This window comes from Streptomyces sp. CS113, assembly GCF_002188365.1.
Classification (GTDB): Bacteria; Actinomycetota; Actinomycetes; order Streptomycetales; family Streptomycetaceae; genus Streptomyces; species Streptomyces tendae.
The window spans coordinates 3560502-3574434 of sequence record NZ_KZ195574.1 but is presented as its reverse complement, the minus strand read 5'-3'; the positions used below and the strand labels follow the sequence as shown (position 1 = coordinate 3574434).

General features: G+C 66.5%; 26 protein-coding genes. All 26 read left to right on the top strand.

What is annotated here, in order from left to right; translation table 11 throughout:
- Positions 1–379 precede the first annotated feature (379 nt).
- A complete protein-coding gene (rpsJ, locus tag B9W62_RS15555) occupies positions 380–688 on the top strand; it encodes a 30S ribosomal protein S10 (protein ID WP_003948644.1) in 309 nt (102 codons plus the stop codon).
- 16 nt (positions 689–704) lie between these two features.
- Positions 705–1349, top strand: a complete 645-nt coding sequence (gene rplC / locus B9W62_RS15550) for a 50S ribosomal protein L3 (protein WP_059300027.1) — start codon at positions 705–707, stop codon at positions 1347–1349.
- 8 nt (positions 1350–1357) lie between these two features.
- Complete coding sequence (rplD, locus tag B9W62_RS15545; protein WP_003974266.1) at positions 1358–2017, top strand: 50S ribosomal protein L4; 660 nt, start codon at positions 1358–1360, stop codon at positions 2015–2017.
- On the top strand, positions 2017–2436 hold the full coding sequence (gene rplW, locus B9W62_RS15540; RefSeq protein ID WP_007443985.1) for a 50S ribosomal protein L23: 420 nt from the start codon (positions 2017–2019) through the stop codon (positions 2434–2436). The genes rplD and rplW overlap by 1 nt, the downstream gene beginning before the upstream one ends.
- A gap of 40 nt (positions 2437–2476) precedes the next feature.
- Positions 2477–3313 carry a 50S ribosomal protein L2 gene (rplB, locus tag B9W62_RS15535; RefSeq protein WP_003974264.1) on the top strand — a complete coding sequence of 279 codons (837 nt, stop codon included), beginning with the start codon at positions 2477–2479 and terminating at the stop codon, positions 3311–3313.
- Between the two features lie 12 nt (positions 3314–3325).
- Positions 3326–3607 (top strand): 30S ribosomal protein S19, encoded by a 282-nt coding sequence (gene rpsS / locus B9W62_RS15530; protein ID WP_003974263.1) that lies wholly within the window; start codon positions 3326–3328, stop codon positions 3605–3607.
- Positions 3608–3649: 42 nt separating this feature from the next.
- A complete protein-coding gene (rplV, locus tag B9W62_RS15525; protein WP_003974262.1) occupies positions 3650–3997 on the top strand; it encodes a 50S ribosomal protein L22 in 348 nt (115 codons plus the stop codon).
- Positions 3997–4830, top strand: coding sequence for a 30S ribosomal protein S3 (rpsC, locus tag B9W62_RS15520; RefSeq protein ID WP_030145477.1), 834 nt, complete (start codon positions 3997–3999; stop codon positions 4828–4830). The genes rplV and rpsC overlap by 1 nt, the downstream gene beginning before the upstream one ends.
- A gap of 5 nt (positions 4831–4835) precedes the next feature.
- Positions 4836–5255, top strand: a complete 420-nt coding sequence (gene rplP, locus B9W62_RS15515) for a 50S ribosomal protein L16 (RefSeq protein WP_004927269.1) — start codon at positions 4836–4838, stop codon at positions 5253–5255.
- Entirely contained in the window at positions 5255–5479 is a 225-nt protein-coding gene (rpmC, locus tag B9W62_RS15510) for a 50S ribosomal protein L29 (protein WP_003974259.1), read from the top strand. The genes rplP and rpmC overlap by 1 nt, the downstream gene beginning before the upstream one ends.
- On the top strand, positions 5479–5766 hold the full coding sequence (gene rpsQ / locus B9W62_RS15505; protein WP_003974258.1) for a 30S ribosomal protein S17: 288 nt from the start codon (positions 5479–5481) through the stop codon (positions 5764–5766). The genes rpmC and rpsQ overlap by 1 nt, the downstream gene beginning before the upstream one ends.
- 107 nt (positions 5767–5873) lie before the next feature.
- The gene (gene rplN, locus B9W62_RS15500) at positions 5874–6242 is read left to right on the top strand and encodes a 50S ribosomal protein L14 (RefSeq protein WP_003974257.1); all 369 of its coding nucleotides are present in this window, start codon (positions 5874–5876) and stop codon (positions 6240–6242) included.
- Positions 6243–6244: 2 nt separating this feature from the next.
- Positions 6245–6568: a 50S ribosomal protein L24 gene (rplX, locus tag B9W62_RS15495; RefSeq protein ID WP_003974256.1), complete on the top strand. Its 324-nt coding sequence runs from the start codon at positions 6245–6247 to the stop codon at positions 6566–6568.
- Positions 6568–7125, top strand: a complete 558-nt coding sequence (gene rplE, locus B9W62_RS15490) for a 50S ribosomal protein L5 (protein WP_003974255.1) — start codon at positions 6568–6570, stop codon at positions 7123–7125. Before rplX ends, rplE begins: the two co-directional genes overlap by 1 nt.
- A gap of 5 nt (positions 7126–7130) precedes the next feature.
- Positions 7131–7316 carry a type Z 30S ribosomal protein S14 gene (locus B9W62_RS15485; RefSeq protein WP_003948630.1) on the top strand — a complete coding sequence of 62 codons (186 nt, stop codon included), beginning with the start codon at positions 7131–7133 and terminating at the stop codon, positions 7314–7316.
- Positions 7317–7527: 211 nt separating this feature from the next.
- Complete coding sequence (gene rpsH, locus B9W62_RS15475) at positions 7528–7926, top strand: 30S ribosomal protein S8 (RefSeq protein ID WP_003974254.1); 399 nt, start codon at positions 7528–7530, stop codon at positions 7924–7926.
- 24 nt (positions 7927–7950) lie between these two features.
- Positions 7951–8490 carry a 50S ribosomal protein L6 gene (gene rplF, locus B9W62_RS15470; protein WP_003974253.1) on the top strand — a complete coding sequence of 180 codons (540 nt, stop codon included), beginning with the start codon at positions 7951–7953 and terminating at the stop codon, positions 8488–8490.
- A gap of 3 nt (positions 8491–8493) precedes the next feature.
- Positions 8494–8877: a 50S ribosomal protein L18 gene (gene rplR, locus B9W62_RS15465; protein WP_003974252.1), complete on the top strand. Its 384-nt coding sequence runs from the start codon at positions 8494–8496 to the stop codon at positions 8875–8877.
- A 43-nt stretch (positions 8878–8920) separates the two neighbouring features.
- Positions 8921–9526 (top strand): 30S ribosomal protein S5, encoded by a 606-nt coding sequence (gene rpsE, locus B9W62_RS15460; RefSeq protein WP_003974251.1) that lies wholly within the window; start codon positions 8921–8923, stop codon positions 9524–9526.
- Between the two features lie 2 nt (positions 9527–9528).
- Entirely contained in the window at positions 9529–9711 is a 183-nt protein-coding gene (gene rpmD / locus B9W62_RS15455) for a 50S ribosomal protein L30 (protein ID WP_003974250.1), read from the top strand.
- Between the two features lie 2 nt (positions 9712–9713).
- Complete coding sequence (gene rplO / locus B9W62_RS15450; protein ID WP_003974249.1) at positions 9714–10169, top strand: 50S ribosomal protein L15; 456 nt, start codon at positions 9714–9716, stop codon at positions 10167–10169.
- 256 nt (positions 10170–10425) lie between these two features.
- Entirely contained in the window at positions 10426–11739 is a 1314-nt protein-coding gene (secY, locus tag B9W62_RS15445) for a preprotein translocase subunit SecY (RefSeq protein ID WP_087807736.1), read from the top strand.
- Positions 11739–12392 (top strand): adenylate kinase, encoded by a 654-nt coding sequence (locus B9W62_RS15440; RefSeq protein WP_003974247.1) that lies wholly within the window; start codon positions 11739–11741, stop codon positions 12390–12392. The genes secY and B9W62_RS15440 overlap by 1 nt, the downstream gene beginning before the upstream one ends.
- Positions 12393–12545: 153 nt before the next feature.
- Entirely contained in the window at positions 12546–13382 is an 837-nt protein-coding gene (gene map, locus B9W62_RS15435; protein WP_087807735.1) for a type I methionyl aminopeptidase, read from the top strand.
- 139 nt (positions 13383–13521) lie between these two features.
- The gene (infA, locus tag B9W62_RS15430) at positions 13522–13743 is read left to right on the top strand and encodes a translation initiation factor IF-1 (protein ID WP_003948620.1); all 222 of its coding nucleotides are present in this window, start codon (positions 13522–13524) and stop codon (positions 13741–13743) included.
- A 68-nt stretch (positions 13744–13811) separates the two neighbouring features.
- Positions 13812–13925, top strand: coding sequence for a 50S ribosomal protein L36 (gene rpmJ / locus B9W62_RS15425; RefSeq protein WP_003974245.1), 114 nt, complete (start codon positions 13812–13814; stop codon positions 13923–13925).
- Positions 13926–13933 lie beyond the last annotated feature (8 nt).

The window sequence follows — 13933 nt, the reverse complement described above, 5'->3', positions numbered from 1 at the left end:
ATTCTCTCCGGCCCGATTGGCCAGCCCCGCGCCCCGTATGGCAGACTAGCGGGGTTGCTCGGTCGAGTGCCGATGCTGCGCGCCTCCCGCCGGGGGGACCGGAAGCGAGTCCCACAGTACTCGTCGCTCCTGCTCAGGGGCGGACGTACGGGAATCTTCCGGGAAGCGTCAGCGGGGTGCAGGCCAGGCACCCGGTGGGCCTCTCGCCCCCGGCCTGCGGTTCCGGAAGGGCCCGCGACTCCCAGGCAGGGAAGTCCCGAAAAGGGACATCCATGTCAGCGAGAGCGCGACACGCCCGACCGCGTGGGTCGGAGGGGGAGCGGAAGAAAAGGGACCACCGGGTCCAGAGCGTTTCGAGAGACAGGACTACTGAGTAGCCATGGCGGGACAGAAGATCCGCATCCGGCTCAAGGCCTACGACCACGAGGTCATCGACTCTTCGGCGAAGAAGATCGTCGAGACGGTGACTCGCACTGGTGCGTCGGTCGCGGGCCCGGTGCCGCTGCCCACTGAGAAGAACGTGTACTGCGTCATCAAGTCGCCGCACAAGTACAAGGACTCGCGCGAGCACTTCGAGATGCGCACGCACAAGCGCCTGATCGACATCCTCGACCCGACCCCCAAGACCGTTGACTCTCTGATGCGACTCGACCTCCCGGCCGGTGTCGACATCGAGATCAAGCTCTGAGGGCGGTGATCTGAAGATGACCAAGCAGATCAAGGGCATCCTGGGCGAGAAGCTCGGCATGACGCAGGTGTGGGACGAGAACAACCGCGTTGTTCCGGTCACCGTCGTCAAGGCCGGCCCCAACGTCGTCACCCAGGTCCGTACGAACGACGTCGACGGCTACGAGTCGGTCCAGATCGCCTTCGGCGAGATCGACCCGCGCAAGGTGAACAAGCCCCTCAAGGGCCACTTCGCCAAGGCCGACGTCACCCCCCGTCGTCACCTCGTCGAGATCCGTACCGCTGTCGCCAGCGAGTACACCCTCGGCCAGGAGATCACCGCTGAGACCTTCGAGTCCGGCGTGAAGGTCGACGTCACCGCGAAGAGCAAGGGCAAGGGCTTCGCCGGCGTCATGAAGCGCCACAACTTCAAGGGTGGCAAGGCGTCGCACGGTGCCCACCGTGTGCACCGCATGCCCGGATCCATCGGTGGCTGTGCCACCCCCGGCCGTGTCTTCAAGGGCATGCGCATGGCGGGTCGCATGGGCAACGAGCGGGTCACCACCCAGAACCTGACCGTTCACGCCGTTGACGCGGAGAAGGGCCTGCTCCTCATCAAGGGCGCGGTTCCTGGTCCGAACGGCGGCCTCGTCCTGGTCCGCACTGCGGCCAAGGGGGCCTGAGGTAACCGATGAGCACTGTTGACATCCTTTCGCCTGCCGGCGAGAAGACCGGAAGCGTCGAGCTCCCCGCGGAGATCTTCGGCGTGGAGAAGATCAGCATCCCGCTGATCCACCAGGTCGTCGTCGCGCAGAACGCCGCCGCCCGCCAGGGCACGCACAAGACCAAGCGTCGCGGCGAGGTCCGTGGTGGCGGCAAGAAGCCGTACCGCCAGAAGGGCACCGGCCGCGCCCGCCAGGGTTCGACCCGTGCGCCGCAGTTCGCCGGCGGTGGCGTCGTCCACGGCCCGCAGCCGCGTGACTACTCGCAGCGGACCCCGAAGAAGATGAAGGCCGCGGCCCTGCGCCACGCCCTCACCGACCGGGCCCGCCACAACCGCATCCACGTCGTGACCGGCGTCATCGAGGGCGAGAACCCGTCCACGAAGGCCGCCCGGACGCTGTTCGGCAAGATCTCGGAGCGCAAGAACCTGCTCCTGGTCGTCGACCGCGCCGACGAGGCCGCGTGGCTGTCCGCCCGCAACCTGCCCCAGATCCACATCCTGGAGCCGGGCCAGCTGAACACGTACGACGTTCTCGTCTCGGACGACGTGGTCTTCACCCAGGCCGCTTTCGAGTCCTTCGTGTCTGGCCCCAACAAGGCCGTTGACACCGAAGGGAGCGAAGCCTGATGGCTACGCGTCACCCGAGCATCGCCTCCAAGGCGGCCAAGGCCGCCAAGGCCGCGCGCGTCGCCAAGGCGCGCCGCCACGAGGCCGAGGGCAAGAACACCGTCGTCACCCCGGCCAGCAAGGCGTTCACGGACCCCCGTGACGTGCTGCTGAAGCCGGTCGTGTCCGAGAAGAGCTACGCGCTCCTCGACGAGAACAAGTACACGTTCATCGTCGCGCCGGGCTCCAACAAGACCCAGATCAAGGAGGCCGTCCAGGCGGTCTTCTCGGTCAAGGTCACCGGGGTCAACACGATCAACCGCCAGGGCAAGCGGAAGCGGACCCGCACGGGCTTCGGCAAGCGTGCCGACAGCAAGCGCGCGATCGTGACCCTCGCCGAGGGCGACCGTATCGACATCTTCGGCGGTCCGACCTCCTGACGGAGGTCCGGATCGTCCGGAATCGGACGAGGACTGAGAAATGGGAATCCGCAAGTACAAGCCGACTACGCCGGGCCGTCGTGGCTCCAGCGTCGCCGACTTCGTCGAGGTCACGCGGTCCACGCCGGAGAAGTCGCTGGTCCGCCCGCTGCACAGCAAGGGCGGCCGTAACAACGCCGGTCGTGTGACCGTTCGCCACCAGGGTGGCGGACACAAGCGCGCCTACCGTGTCATCGACTTCCGTCGGCACGACAAGGACGGCGTGCCGGCGAAGGTCGCGCACATCGAGTACGACCCCAACCGCACCGCGCGCATCGCGCTGCTGCACTACGCCGACGGCGAGAAGCGCTACATCCTCGCCCCGCGCAACCTCCAGCAGGGTGACCGCGTCGAGAACGGTCCCGGGGCCGACATCAAGCCGGGCAACAACCTGGCGCTCCGCAACATCCCGGTCGGTACCACGATCCACGCGATCGAGCTCCGTCCCGGTGGCGGCGCCAAGTTCGCCCGCTCCGCCGGTGCCTCCGTGCAGCTGCTCGCGAAGGAGGGCACCATGGCCCACCTGCGCATGCCGTCCGGAGAGATCCGCCTGGTCGACCAGCGCTGCCGCGCCACGGTCGGCGAGGTCGGCAACGCCGAGCAGAGCAATATCAACTGGGGCAAGGCGGGCCGCAAGCGGTGGCTGGGCGTTCGCCCGACCGTCCGTGGTGTGGTCATGAACCCGGTGGACCACCCGCACGGTGGTGGTGAGGGCCGGACCTCCGGTGGTCGCCACCCCGTGTCCCCGTGGGGCAAGAAGGAAGGCCGTACTCGTTCGCCCAAGAAGGCGTCGAACAAGTACATCGTCCGCCGCCGCAAGACGAACAAGAAGCGCTAAGGACGGGTTGAGATGCCTCGTAGCTTGAAGAAGGGACCCTTCGTCGACGACCACCTGATCAAGAAGGTGGACACGCAGAACGAAGCCGGTACCAAGAACGTCATCAAGACCTGGTCCCGTCGCTCGATGATCGTCCCGGCGATGCTCGGCCACACGATCGCGGTGCACAACGGCAAGACCCACATCCCGGTGTTTGTCACCGAGTCCATGGTCGGCCACAAGCTCGGCGAGTTCTCGCCGACGCGCACCTTCCGGGGTCACGTCAAGGACGACCGGAAGTCGAAGCGCCGCTAACAGCGGGGTGGAATGACCATGACAAACACTGAAGGGACAACCATGGAAGCCAGGGCCCAGGCGCGGTACATCCGCGTCACGCCCATGAAGGCCCGCCGCGTGGTGGACCTCATCCGTGGCATGGATGCCACGGAGGCTCAGGCGGTCCTGCGTTTCGCCCCGCAGGCCGCGAGCGTGCCGGTCGGCAAGGTGCTGGACAGCGCCATCGCCAACGCCGCGCACAACTACGACCACACCGACGCCGACAGCCTCTTCATTTCCGAGGCCTACGTCGACGAGGGCCCGACCCTGAAGCGGTTCCGGCCGCGTGCCCAGGGCCGCGCCTACCGGATCCGCAAGCGGACCAGCCACATCACCGTGGTCGTCAGCAGCAAGGAAGGAACCCGGTAATGGGCCAGAAGGTAAACCCGCACGGGTTCCGGCTCGGTGTCACGACCGACTTCAAGTCGCGTTGGTACGCCGACAAGCTGTACAAGGACTACGTCAAGGAAGACGTCGCCATCCGTCGGATGCTGACGTCCGGCATGGAGCGCGCCGGCATCTCCAAGGTCGAGATCGAGCGCACCCGTGACCGCGTCCGCGTGGACATCCACACGGCTCGTCCGGGCATCGTCATCGGCCGCCGCGGTGCGGAGGCCGACAAGATCCGCGGTCAGCTCGAGAAGCTCACCGGCAAGCAGGTCCAGCTGAACATCCTCGAGGTCAAGAGCCCCGAGACCGACGCTCAGCTGGTTGCCCAGGCCGTCGCCGAGCAGCTCTCCTCCCGCGTCTCCTTCCGTCGTGCCATGCGCAAGAGCATGCAGGGCACGATGAAGGCCGGCGCCAAGGGCATCAAGATCCAGTGCGGTGGCCGCCTCGGTGGCGCCGAGATGTCCCGCTCGGAGTTCTACCGCGAGGGCCGTGTGCCCCTGCACACGCTCCGCGCGAACGTGGACTACGGCTTCTTCGAGGCCAAGACGACCTTCGGCCGCATCGGCGTGAAGGTCTGGATCTACAAGGGCGACGTCAAGAACATCGCCGAGGTCCGCGCCGAGAACGCCGCCGCCCGTGCGGGCAACCGCCCGGCCCGTGGTGGCGGCAACGACCGCCCGGCCCGTGGTGGCCGCGGTGGCGAGCGTCGCGGGCGCAAGCCGCAGCAGCAGTCGGCTCCGGCCGCCGAGGCCCCCAAGGCCGAGGCGCCCGCCGCTGCCGCTCCGGCTGAGAGCACCGGAACGGAGGCCTGACCGTCATGCTGATCCCCCGTAGGGTCAAGCACCGCAAGCAGCACCACCCGAAGCGCCGTGGTCAGGCCAAGGGCGGTACGACGGTTGCGTTCGGCGAGTACGGCATCCAGGCCCTCACGCCGGCGTACGTGACCAACCGCCAGATCGAGGCGGCCCGTATCGCGATGACCCGCCACATCAAGCGTGGCGGCAAGGTCTGGATCAACATCTACCCGGACCGCCCGCTCACGAAGAAGCCGGCCGAGACCCGCATGGGTTCCGGTAAGGGTTCTCCCGAGTGGTGGATCGCGAACGTGCACCCGGGCCGGGTCATGTTCGAGCTGTCCTACCCCAACGAGAAGATCGCCCGTGAGGCGCTGACCCGTGCGGCCCACAAGCTGCCGATGAAGTGCCGGATCGTCAAGCGCGAGGCAGGTGAAGCGTGATGTCGGCCGGTACCAAGGCGTCCGAGCTGCGCGAGCTGGGCAACGAGGAGCTTCTGGCGAAGCTCCGCGAGGCCAAGGAAGAGCTGTTCAACCTCCGCTTCCAGGCGGCGACGGGCCAGCTCGAGAACCACGGTCGGCTCAAGGCCGTCCGTAAGGACATCGCCCGGATCTACACCCTGATGCGTGAGCGCGAGCTGGGCATCGAGACGGTGGAGAGCGCCTGATGAGCGAGAGCAATGTGACTGAAGAGACGAAGGCCGCGCGCGGCTTCCGCAAGACCCGCCAGGGTCTGGTCGTCAGCGACAAGATGGACAAGACCGTCGTCGTCGCCGTCGAGGACCGCGTGACCCACGCCCTGTACGGCAAGGTCATCCGCCGTACCGAGAAGCTCAAGGCTCACGACGAGCAGAACGCCGCGGGCGTCGGCGACCGTGTCCTCCTCATGGAGACCCGGCCGCTGTCCGCGACGAAGCGCTGGCGCGTCGTCGAGGTCCTCGAGAAGGCCAAGTAAGAAATCTCCTGCGGGGCATTCCTCGCAGGACAGTTCCGCCAGGCTCCGGGAGTCGTTCACCAAGGTGACCGACTCCCGGGGAACCGGCAGACATTCAGGAGATAGACGTGATCCAGCAGGAGTCGCGGCTGCGTGTCGCCGACAACACGGGTGCGAAGGAAATCCTGACCATCCGTGTGCTCGGTGGCTCGGGCCGCCGCTACGCGGGTATCGGTGACGTCATCGTCGCCACCGTCAAGGACGCGATCCCCGGTGGCAACGTGAAGAAGGGTGACGTCGTCAAGGCGGTCATCGTTCGCACCGTCAAGGAGCGCCGCCGTCCCGACGGCTCGTACATCCGCTTCGACGAGAACGCCGCCGTCATTCTGAAGAACGACGGCGACCCTCGCGGCACCCGTATCTTCGGCCCGGTGGGCCGTGAGCTGCGCGAGAAGAAGTTCATGAAGATCATCTCCCTCGCGCCGGAGGTGCTGTGAGCATGAAGATCAAGAAGGGCGACCTGGTCCAGGTCATCACCGGTAAGGACAAGGGCAAGCAGGGCAAGGTCATCGCGGCCTTCCCCCGCGAGGACCGCGTCCTGGTCGAGGGTGTCAACCGGGTCAAGAAGCACACCAAGGCCGGGCCGACCGCTCGCGGTTCGCAGGCCGGCGGCATCGTGACCACCGAGGCCCCGATCCACGTCTCCAACGTCCAGCTGGTCGTGGAGAAGGACGGCAACAAGGTCGTCACGCGCGTCGGTTACCGCTTCGACGACGAGGGCAACAAGGTTCGCGTTGCCAAGCGGACGGGTGAGGACATCTGATGGCTACCACCACCACTCCGCGTCTCAAGACGAAGTACCGCGAGGAGATCGCGGGCAAGCTGCGTGAGGAGTTCTCCTACGAGAACGTCATGCAGATCCCCGGCCTCGTGAAGATCGTGGTCAACATGGGTGTCGGCGACGCCGCCCGTGACTCGAAGCTGATCGAGGGCGCGATCCGCGACCTGACCACCATCACCGGTCAGAAGCCGGCCGTCACCAAGGCCCGCAAGTCCATCGCGCAGTTCAAGCTGCGTGAGGGTCAGCCGATCGGTGCCCACGTCACGCTCCGTGGCGACCGCATGTGGGAGTTCCTGGACCGCACCCTGTCGCTGGCGCTGCCGCGCATCCGCGACTTCCGCGGCCTGTCCCCCAAGCAGTTCGACGGCCGTGGCAACTACACCTTCGGTCTCACGGAGCAGGTCATGTTCCACGAGATCGACCAGGACAAGATCGACCGCACCCGGGGTATGGACATCACCGTGGTGACCACGGCGACCAACGACGCTGAGGGCCGCGCGCTCCTCCGTCACCTCGGCTTCCCCTTCAAGGAGGCGTGAGCGAGATGGCGAAGAAGGCTCTGATTGCCAAGGCTGCTCGCAAGCCCAAGTTCGGTGTCCGCGGCTACACGCGCTGCCAGCGCTGCGGCCGTCCGCACTCCGTGTACCGCAAGTTCGGCCTGTGCCGCGTGTGCCTTCGTGAGATGGCTCACCGTGGCGAGCTGCCGGGCGTGACCAAGAGCTCCTGGTAATCCGGTAATCCCGGGTTATTCAGACTCTCGGTAAGCAACTGGGTCGGCAGGGGCCCGGCTCCGCATGCCTTAGGCTTGTGGGGTTGGGCGTCTGTCGCGCCCGTACGACTTACTACGCCGTAGGTCCACCGCGCCGCACCCGTCCCGTCTCGGATCGGGGAGAGGGATGGCGCACCAGGAAACCCCGGCGAGAGAGGCCGAAGGCCAATTCATGACCATGACTGATCCGATCGCAGACATGCTTACGCGTCTGCGGAACGCGAACTCGGCGTACCACGACTCCGTGACGATGCCGGCGTCCAAGATCAAGTCTCACATCGCGGAGATCCTCCAGCAGGAGGGCTTCATCACCGGCTGGAAGACCGAGGACGCCGAGGTCGGCAAGAACCTCACCCTCGAGCTGAAGTTCGGTCCGAACCGTGAGCGCTCCATCGCGGGCATCAAGCGGATCTCCAAGCCCGGTCTCCGGGTGTACGCGAAGTCCACCAACCTGCCCAAGGTGCTGGGTGGCCTCGGCGTGGCGATCATCTCCACGTCCCACGGGCTCCTCACCGACAAGCAGGCCGGCAAGAAGGGCGTAGGCGGAGAAGTCCTCGCCTACGTCTGGTAACGGAAGGGAACGGAGGAAACAGCTATGTCGCGCATCGGCAAGCTCCCCATCGCGGTTCCCGCCGGCGTGGACGTCACCATCGACGGCCGTACGGTTTCGGTCAAGGGCCCCAAGGGCTCGCTGACCCACACCGTCGTGGCGCCGATCGACATCGCCAAGGGTGAGGACGGCGTGCTGAACGTCACCCGCCCCAACGACGAGCGTCAGAGCAAGGCCCTGCACGGCCTGTCCCGCACGCTGGTGGCGAACATGATCACCGGCGTGACCCAGGGTTACGTGAAGAAGCTCGAGATCAGCGGTGTCGGTTACCGCGTGCTCGCCAAGGGTTCGAACCTGGAGTTCTCCCTCGGCTACAGCCACCCGATCCTCGTCGAGGCCCCCGAGGGCATCACCTTCAAGGTGGAGAACCCGACCCACTTCTCGGTCGAGGGCATCGACAAGCAGAAGGTCGGCGAGGTTGCGGCCAACATCCGCAAGCTGCGCAAGCCCGACCCGTACAAGGCCAAGGGCGTCAAGTACGAGGGCGAAGTCATCCGCCGCAAGGTCGGAAAGGCGGGTAAGTAAGCCATGGCATACGGACAGAAGATCCTCAAGGGCGACGCCTACAAGCGCGCCGCGATCAAGCGCCGCCACATCCGGATTCGCAAGAATCTCTCGGGTACGGCGGAGCGTCCCCGTCTGGTCGTTACCCGCTCGAACCGCCACATCGTGGCCCAGGTGATCGACGACATCAAGGGTCACACCCTGGCGTCGGCGTCCACCCTGGACACCTCGATCCGCGGTGGCGAGGCCGACAAGTCCGCGCAGGCCAAGCAGGTCGGCGCCCTGGTCGCCGAGCGCGCCAAGGCTGCCGGTGTCGAGGCCGTCGTGTTCGACCGTGGTGGCAACCAGTACGCCGGGCGCATCGCAGCCCTGGCGGACGCCGCCCGCGAAGCCGGACTGAAGTTCTGAGCCGGTTCCGTAACGCTAGCGGAAACAGAGAGAGGTAATTCCAATGGCTGGACCCCAGCGCCGCGGCAGCGGTGCCGGTGGCGGCGAGCGGCGGGACCGGAAGGGCCGTGACGGTGGCGCAGGTGCCGCCGAGAAGACCGCTTACGTTGAGCGCGTCGTCGCGATCAACCGCGTCGCCAAGGTTGTGAAGGGTGGTCGTCGCTTCAGCTTCACCGCGCTGGTCGTGGTGGGCGACGGTGACGGCACCGTGGGTGTCGGATACGGCAAGGCCAAGGAGGTGCCGGCCGCCATCGCCAAGGGCGTTGAGGAGGCCAAGAAGCACTTCTTCAAGGTCCCCCGCATCCAGGGCACCATCCCGCACCCCATCCAGGGTGAGAAGGCTGCCGGCGTCGTGCTGCTCAAGCCCGCGTCCCCCGGTACCGGCGTTATCGCCGGTGGTCCGGTGCGCGCCGTGCTCGAGTGCGCCGGTATCCACGACGTGCTGTCGAAGTCGCTCGGCTCCGACAACCAGATCAACATCGTGCACGCGACCGTGGAGGCCCTCAAGGGCCTGCAGCGTCCCGAGGAGATCGCGGCCCGCCGTGGTCTGCCGCTCGAGGACGTCGCCCCCGCGGCCCTTCTCCGTGCGCGTGCCGGGGCGGGTGCGTAATCATGGCGCAGCTCAAGATTACGCAGGTCAAGTCCTACATCGGCAGCAAGCAGAACCACCGTGACACCCTGCGCTCCCTTGGTCTCAAGGGCATCAACACGCAGGTCGTCAAGGAGGACCGCCCCGAGTTCCGCGGCATGGTGCACACCGTCCGCCACCTCGTGACGGTCGAGGAGGTCGACTGATCATGGCGGAGAACAACCCGCTCAAGATCCACAACCTCCGTCCCGCCCCGGGCGCCAAGACCGCCAAGACCCGTGTGGGTCGTGGTGAGGCGTCGAAGGGTAAGACGGCCGGTCGTGGTACGAAGGGCACGAAGGCCCGTTACCAGGTTCCGGAGCGCTTCGAGGGTGGCCAGATGCCCCTCCACATGCGTCTTCCGAAGCTGAAGGGCTTCAAGAACCCGTTCAAGACCGAGTTCCAGGTCGTGAACCTCGACAAGCTGGCCGCGCTGTACCCCGAGGGTGGCGAGGTCACCGTCGAGGGCCTGGTGGCCAAGGGTGCCGTTCGCAAGAACAGCCTCGTCAAGGTCCTCGGCCAGGGCGAGATCTCCGTGGCGCTCCAGGTGACGGTCGACGCCGTCTCCGGCTCCGCCAAGGAGAAGATCACCGCCGCCGGCGGTACCGTCACCGAGCTCGTCTGAACTACTCGGACGTGTCGATGACATGAGCGATCCCGACCGGGGATGCCCCACAAAAGGGGTATCCCCGGTTGGTCGTTCCAAGGGGAGTGCTCCCGCCGGTAAGGTGGCCTGCGCTGCCCTCTTTCACGGGTGCGTCACATGAGGCACTCTTGGCGGCGGTTCAGCGTTACTCCCTTAGCCGTCCACTTATCAGTCGTCAGTCGAACCTCAAGACCGTCACCCTTGACGCAGTAGCGCGGGGGTCGCAGGAGGCACCGTGCTCACCGCGTTCGCCCGGGCGTTCAAGACGCCCGACCTGCGCAAGAAGCTGCTCTTCACGCTCGGCATCATCGTGGTGTACCGCCTCGGTACCCACATCCCCATTCCAGGCGTCGACTACAAGAACGTCCAGGAGTGCGTGGACCAGGCGTCCGGCAACCAGGGCCTCTTCGGCCTGGTCAACATGTTCAGCGGTGGCGCCCTGCTGCAGATCACGGTCTTCGCGCTCGGCATCATGCCGTACATCACGGCCAGCATCATTCTTCAGCTGCTGACCGTCGTGATCCCGCGCCTGGAAGCCCTCAAGAAGGAGGGCCAGGCCGGTACGGCGAAGATCACGCAGTACACCCGCTACCTGACCGTCGCGCTCGCCATCCTCCAGGGCACCGGCCTGGTGGCCACCGCCCGCAGCGGCGCGCTCTTCTCCGGCTGCACCGTCGCCGGCCAGATCGTGCCCGACCAGGCGATCTTCACCACGATCGTCATGGTCATCTGCATGACCGCCGGTACCTGCGTCGTCATGTGGCTCGGTGAGCTGATCACCGACCGCGGCATCGGCAACGGCATGTCGATCCTGATGTTCATCTCGATCGCCGCGACCTTCCCGTCCGCCCTGTGGGCCATCAAGAAGCAGGGCGAGCTGGCCGACGGCTGGATCGAGTTCGGCACGGTCATCCTCGTCGGCCTGGTCATGGTCGGCCTGGTGGTCTTCGTGGAGCAGGCCCAGCGCCGCATCCCCGTGCAGTACGCGAAGCGCATGATCGGCCGCCGCTCCTACGGCGGTACCTCGACGTACATCCCGCTCAAGGTGAACCAGGCGGGTGTCATCCCCGTCATCTTCGCCTCGTCGCTGCTCTACATCCCGGCACTGATCGTCCAGTTCTCGAACTCGACGTCGGGCTGGGCCACCTGGATCACGAAGAACCTCGCGGACACGGCGGCGACGCCGCACATCATCCTGTACTTCTTCCTGATCGTCTTCTTCGCCTTCTTCTACGTGGCCATCTCGTTCAACCCCGAGGAAGTCGCGGACAACATGAAGAAGTATGGTGGCTTCATCCCGGGCATCCGGGCTGGCCGACCGACCGCTGAGTATCTGAGCTACGTACTCAACCGGATCACCTGGCCGGGTTCGCTGTACTTGGGTCTGATCGCTCTCGTCCCGACAATGGCGTTGGCTGGTTTCGGGGCAAACCAGAACTTCCCGTTCGGTGGCACCAGCATCCTGATCATCGTGGGTGTCGGTCTCGAGACGGTGAAGCAGATCGAGAGCCAGCTCCAGCAGCGCAATTACGAAGGGTTCCTCCGCTGATGCGAATCGTCCTCGTCGGGCCTCCGGGTGCCGGAAAGGGAACGCAGGCCACCCGCCTTGCCGAGACGCTGCACATTCCGCACATCTCCACGGGCGACCTGTTCCGCGCGAACATCAGCCAGCAGACCGAACTGGGCAAGCTCGCGAAGTCCTACATGGACGCCGGCAATCTCGTGCCGGACGAGGTCACCATCGCCATGGCGAAGGACCGCATGGAGCAGCCCGACGCCGAGGGCGGCTTCCTGCTGGACGGCTTCCCGCGCAACGTCTCCCAGGCCGAGGCGCTGGACGAGCTGCTCGAGACCGAGGACATGAAGCTCGACGCGGTGCTGGACCTGGAGGCCCCCGAGGACGAGGTCGTCAAGCGGATCGCCGGCCGGCGCGTCTGCCGCAACGACTCGGCGCACGTCTTCCACGTGACGTACACGCCGCCGAAGAAGGAAGGCGTCTGCGACGTCTGCGGCGGCGAGCTGTACCAGCGGGACGACGACTCCGAGGAGACGGTCCGCAAGCGGCTCGAGGTTTACCACACGCAGACCGAGCCGATCATCGACTACTACAAGTCGCAGGGCCTGGTCGCCACCATCGCCGCGACGGGCCCCGTGGACGAGGTCACCCGCCGTGCGCTGGAGGCGCTCAAGCGCGACCAGTAGGACTCCGCCCGGCGGCAGCCGCGGTCCCTCGCTCAGGGGGCCGCGGCTGTGCTGTGGGGTGGGGTGGCTCCGCCCCGTATCGTGGGAAGCGTTTCCCGTCCCGTTCCGTCCCGCCCCTTCCGCCCGGTCCCGTCCAGAAAGGCCGCAGCCCCCATGGTGCAGATCAAGAACCCCGAGCAGATCGCCAAGATGCGCGAAGCGGGGCTGGTCGTCGCCGCCATCCACGCGGCCACGCGCGAGGCAGCCGTGCCCGGCGCGACGACCAAGGACCTGGACCAGGTCGCCCGCAAGGTCCTCGCGGAGCACGACGCCAAGCCGAACTTCCTCGGGTACGGCGGCTTCCCCGCCACCATCTGCACCTCGGTGAACGAGGTCGTCGTGCACGGCATCCCGTCCGACGACGTGGTCCTCAAGGACGGCGACGTCATCTCCGTCGACTGCGGCGCGATCATCGACGGCTGGCACGGCGACGCCGCCTACACGGCCTTCGTCGGCTCCGGTCACTCCCCGGAGCTGGTCGAGCTCTCCCGGGTGACCGAGGAGTCCATGTGGGCGGGCATCGCGGCCATGAAGCAGGGCAACCGCCTGGTCGACGTCTCCCGCGCCATCGAGACCTACATCCGCCGCCAGCCCAAGCCCGGCGGCGGCAAGTACGGGATCATCGAGGACTACGGCGGCCACGGCATCGGCACCGAGATGCACATGGACCCGCACCTGCTGAACTACGTCGACCGCCGCCGCGGCAAGGGCCCGAAGCTCGTCCCCGGGTTCTGCCTCGCCATCGAGCCGATGGTCTCCCTCGGCACCCCGCGGACCGAGGTCCTGTCGGACGACTGGACCGTGATCACCACCGACGGCACGTGGTCCTCCCACTGGGAGCACTCGGTGGCGCTGACGGAGCAGGGCCCGCTGGTCCTGACCGCCCCCGACGGCGGCAGGGCGAAGCTGGCGGAGCTGGGCATCACGGCGGCACCGGACCCCCTTGCATAACGATCTCGTATCCGGGGCAGACTTCCTCGTTTCGCCTTTCCGGGGTGGCTGACGTAGACTGACTCGTCGGCTCACGTGTGCCCGCATGTCTGCGGGTCCGCGACGAGCCGATCAAGGTAGTCGATTCGAAGGGCGAAGCGTGGCCAAGAAGCAAGGTGCCATCGAGATCGAAGGCACTGTCGTCGAGTCTCTTCCGAACGCCATGTTCAAGGTGGAGCTCCAGAACGGCCACCAGGTCCTGGCACACATCAGCGGCAAGATGCGCATGCACTACATCCGCATCCTCCCTGACGACCGGGTCGTGGTGGAGCTGTCTCCGTACGACCTGACGCGTGGCCGGATCGTCTACCGGTACAAGTAGATCTTGCCCACGTCCCGTGCGCCCCGCGCGCGGGTCCGCCGGCAACTGACCCGGAGAACCTCACACCCATGAAGGTCAAGCCGAGCGTCAAGAAGATCTGCGACAAGTGCAGGGTGATCCGCCGTCACGGTCGGGTCATGGTCATCTGCGACAACCCGCGCCACAAGCAGCGCCAGGGCTGACGTTCGAC

Excerpts from the sequence above, each read along its gene's own strand:
- rpmD (WP_003974250.1), top strand. The coding sequence starts at position 9,529 with ATGGCGCAGCTCAAGATTACGCAGGTCAAGTCCTACATCGGCAGCAAG.
- rplF (WP_003974253.1), top strand. The coding sequence starts at position 7,951 with ATGTCGCGCATCGGCAAGCTCCCCATCGCGGTTCCCGCCGGCGTGGAC.
- B9W62_RS15440 (WP_003974247.1), top strand. The coding sequence starts at position 11,739 with ATGCGAATCGTCCTCGTCGGGCCTCCGGGTGCCGGAAAGGGAACGCAG.
- rplD (WP_003974266.1), top strand. The coding sequence starts at position 1,358 with ATGAGCACTGTTGACATCCTTTCGCCTGCCGGCGAGAAGACCGGAAGC.
- rplP (WP_004927269.1), top strand. The coding sequence starts at position 4,836 with ATGCTGATCCCCCGTAGGGTCAAGCACCGCAAGCAGCACCACCCGAAG.
- rplB (WP_003974264.1), top strand. The coding sequence starts at position 2,477 with ATGGGAATCCGCAAGTACAAGCCGACTACGCCGGGCCGTCGTGGCTCC.
- rpsJ (WP_003948644.1), top strand. The coding sequence starts at position 380 with ATGGCGGGACAGAAGATCCGCATCCGGCTCAAGGCCTACGACCACGAG.
- rplR (WP_003974252.1), top strand. The coding sequence starts at position 8,494 with ATGGCATACGGACAGAAGATCCTCAAGGGCGACGCCTACAAGCGCGCC.
- rplW (WP_007443985.1), top strand. The coding sequence starts at position 2,017 with ATGGCTACGCGTCACCCGAGCATCGCCTCCAAGGCGGCCAAGGCCGCC.
- rplX (WP_003974256.1), top strand. The coding sequence starts at position 6,245 with ATGAAGATCAAGAAGGGCGACCTGGTCCAGGTCATCACCGGTAAGGAC.
- rpmC (WP_003974259.1), top strand. The coding sequence starts at position 5,255 with ATGTCGGCCGGTACCAAGGCGTCCGAGCTGCGCGAGCTGGGCAACGAG.
- B9W62_RS15485 (WP_003948630.1), top strand. The coding sequence starts at position 7,131 with ATGGCGAAGAAGGCTCTGATTGCCAAGGCTGCTCGCAAGCCCAAGTTC.
- rpmJ (WP_003974245.1), top strand. The coding sequence starts at position 13,812 with ATGAAGGTCAAGCCGAGCGTCAAGAAGATCTGCGACAAGTGCAGGGTG.
- rplO (WP_003974249.1), top strand. The coding sequence starts at position 9,714 with ATGGCGGAGAACAACCCGCTCAAGATCCACAACCTCCGTCCCGCCCCG.
- rpsS (WP_003974263.1), top strand. The coding sequence starts at position 3,326 with ATGCCTCGTAGCTTGAAGAAGGGACCCTTCGTCGACGACCACCTGATC.
- rplE (WP_003974255.1), top strand. The coding sequence starts at position 6,568 with ATGGCTACCACCACCACTCCGCGTCTCAAGACGAAGTACCGCGAGGAG.
- rpsH (WP_003974254.1), top strand. The coding sequence starts at position 7,528 with ATGACCATGACTGATCCGATCGCAGACATGCTTACGCGTCTGCGGAAC.
- rpsQ (WP_003974258.1), top strand. The coding sequence starts at position 5,479 with ATGAGCGAGAGCAATGTGACTGAAGAGACGAAGGCCGCGCGCGGCTTC.
- rplV (WP_003974262.1), top strand. The coding sequence starts at position 3,650 with ATGGAAGCCAGGGCCCAGGCGCGGTACATCCGCGTCACGCCCATGAAG.
- rplC (WP_059300027.1), top strand. The coding sequence starts at position 705 with ATGACCAAGCAGATCAAGGGCATCCTGGGCGAGAAGCTCGGCATGACG.
- rpsC (WP_030145477.1), top strand. The coding sequence starts at position 3,997 with ATGGGCCAGAAGGTAAACCCGCACGGGTTCCGGCTCGGTGTCACGACC.
- map (WP_087807735.1), top strand. The coding sequence starts at position 12,546 with ATGGTGCAGATCAAGAACCCCGAGCAGATCGCCAAGATGCGCGAAGCG.
- rpsE (WP_003974251.1), top strand. The coding sequence starts at position 8,921 with ATGGCTGGACCCCAGCGCCGCGGCAGCGGTGCCGGTGGCGGCGAGCGG.